Source organism: Flavobacterium chuncheonense (assembly GCF_042686145.1).
GTDB lineage: Bacteria > Bacteroidota > Bacteroidia > Flavobacteriales > Flavobacteriaceae > Flavobacterium > Flavobacterium chuncheonense.
Window position 1 is genome coordinate 1 of the sequence record NZ_JBHUPC010000001.1, and the last position, 3007, is coordinate 3007.

The window sequence follows — 3007 nt, forward strand, 5'->3', positions numbered from 1 at the left end:
TTAGAAAGTTTACCCCTCCCACATATAGTGGGAGGAATCGTGTACATAAGCTTATGGGTTATTAGTACTACTCGACTATGACATTACTGCCTTTACATCTATAGCCTATCAACGTGGTCATCTTCCACGACCCTTAAAAGAAATCTCATCTTGTGGTGGGTTTCGCGCTTATATGCTTTCAGCGCTTATCCCTTCCGAACGTAGCTACTCTGCAGTGCCCCTGGCGAGACAACAGATACACTAGAGGTTCGTCCAACTCGGTCCTCTCGTACTAGAATCAGATCCACTCAAATTTCTAACGCCCACAGTAGATAGAGACCGAACTGTCTCACGACGTTCTGAACCCAGCTCGCGTGCCACTTTAATGGGCGAACAGCCCAACCCTTGGGACCTTCTCCAGCCCCAGGATGTGACGAGCCGACATCGAGGTGCCAAACCCCCCCGTCGATATGAGCTCTTGGGGGAGATCAGCCTGTTATCCCCGGCGTACCTTTTATCCTTTGAGCGATGGCCCTTCCATGCGGAACCACCGGATCACTATGCTCTACTTTCGTACCTGATCGACCTGTATGTCTCTCAGTCAAGCTCCCTTATACCATTGCACTCTACGCACGGTTACCAAGCGTGCTGAGGGAACCTTTAGAAGCCTCCGTTACTCTTTTGGAGGCGACCACCCCAGTCAAACTACCCACCAAACAATGTCCCCCGCATTACGGGGTTAGGCCTCAGACAAGCAAAGGGTGGTATTTCAACAATGACTCCACAACGCCTAGCGACGCCACTTCATAGTCTCCCACCTATCCTACACATCACGTGTCCAAGGTCAATATTAAGCTATAGTAAAGGTGCACAGGGTCTTTTCGTCCCACTGCGGGTAATCGGCATCTTCACCGATACTACAATTTCACCGAGCTCATGGCTGAGACAGTGTCCAGATCGTTACACCATTCGTGCAGGTCGGAACTTACCCGACAAGGAATTTCGCTACCTTAGGACCGTTATAGTTACGGCCGCCGTTTACTGGGGCTTCAATTCAATGCTTCTCCGAAGATAACATCTCCTCTTAACCTTCCAGCACCGGGCAGGTGTCAGGCCCTATACTTCATCTTACGATTTTGCAGAGCCCTGTGTTTTTGATAAACAGTCGCCTGGACCTTTTCACTGCGGCCAGCTTGCGCTGGCGACCTTTCTCCCGAAGTTACAGGTCTATTTTGCCTAATTCCTTAGCCATGAATCTCTCGAGCACCTTAGGATTCTCTCCTCAACTACCTGTGTCGGTTTACGGTACGGGTACTTATAATCTAAGTTTAGAAACTTTTCTTGGAAGCCCTTAGGCACACTATCCCTTTGTCCGAAGACTCCGAGTACTATCGTATTTCACCATGCTCTACGGATTTGCCTATAGAGCATATAGTTAGGTACTTCAACGAACTATTCCGTCAGTTCGCGGTGCTTTCATCACTCCGTCATTCCATCACAATTATAAGTAGTACGGGAATATTAACCCGTTGGCCATCGACTGTTCCTTTCGGATTCGCCTTAGGACCCGACTAACCCTCAGCTGATTAGCATAGCTGAGGAAACCTTAGTTTTTCGGTGTGCGGGTTTCTCGCCCGCATTATCGTTACTTATGCCTACATTTTCTTTTCTAAACAGTCCAGCAATACTCACATATCACCTTCAACCCAGTTTAGAATGCTCCCCTACCACAGATTAATCTGTCCATAGCTTCGGTAGTATACTTATGCCCGATTATTATCCATGCTCGCCCGCTCGACTAGTGAGCTGTTACGCACTCTTTAAATGAATGGCTGCTTCCAAGCCAACATCCTAGCTGTCTAAGCAGGCAAACCGCGTTTTTTCAACTTAGCATACATTTGGGGACCTTAGCTGATGGTCTGGGTTCTTTCCCTCTCGGACATGGACCTTAGCACCCATGCCCTCACTGCTGGTAATCATTATATAGCATTCGGAGTTTGTCAGGAATTGGTAGGCGGTGAAGCCCCCGCATCCAATCAGTAGCTCTACCTCTATATAACTATAGCCAGCGCTGCACCTAAATGCATTTCGGGGAGTACGAGCTATTTCCGAGTTTGATTGGCCTTTCACCCCTACCCACAGGTCATCCGAAGACTTTTCAACGTCAACCGGTTCGGACCTCCACTATGTGTTACCACAGCTTCATCCTGCCCATGGGTAGATCACACGGTTTCGCGTCTACCATTACTGACTCTAGCGCCCTATTCAGACTCGCTTTCGCTACGGATCCGTGACTGAATCACTTATCCTTGCCAGCAACGGTAACTCGTAGGCTCATTATGCAAAAGGCACGCCGTCACCCCACGAAAGGGCTCCGACCGCTTGTAAGCGCATGGTTTCAGGATCTTTTTCACTCCGTTATTCACGGTTCTTTTCACCTTTCCCTCACGGTACTGGTTCACTATCGGTCTCTCAGGAGTATTTAGCCTTAGCGGATGGTCCCGCCAGATTCATACAGGGTTTCACGTGCCCCGCACTACTCAGGATACCACTATTCTTATCTTCTATTACTTATACGGGACTATCACCCTCTATGGTTAACCTTTCCAGGTTATTCTAATTCTATCCGCAAGAAATCACGTGGTCCTACAACCCCAATATTGCCGTAACAACATTGGTTTGGGCTAATCCGCGTTCGCTCGCCACTACTTACGGAATCACTTTTGTTTTCTTCTCCTCCGCCTACTTAGATGTTTCAGTTCAGCGGGTTTGCCTCCTATCGGATACTATGTCTTCAACATAGTGGGTTGCCCCATTCGGATATCTGCGGATCAATTCGTATGTGCCAATCCCCGCAGCTTTTCGCAGCTTATCACGTCCTTCATCGCCTCTGAGAGCCTAGGCATTCCCCATGCGCCCTTATTTTGCTTATTGTACTTGTTTTTCAAATGTCTAAATCAATAGACACCCGAAATTTGTGCTTTCTATTATATTTTTAATTTTCTTTTCTCAATATGTCAATGAACTT

1 rRNA gene is annotated in these 3007 nt (G+C 47.9%); it reads right to left on the bottom strand.

Going from position 1 to position 3007, the window contains the following annotated elements:
* Nucleotides 1-41: 41 nt before the first annotated feature.
* Nucleotides 42-2913 (bottom strand): 23S ribosomal RNA (locus ACFS5J_RS00005).
* Nucleotides 2914-3007: the final 94 nt, after the last annotated feature.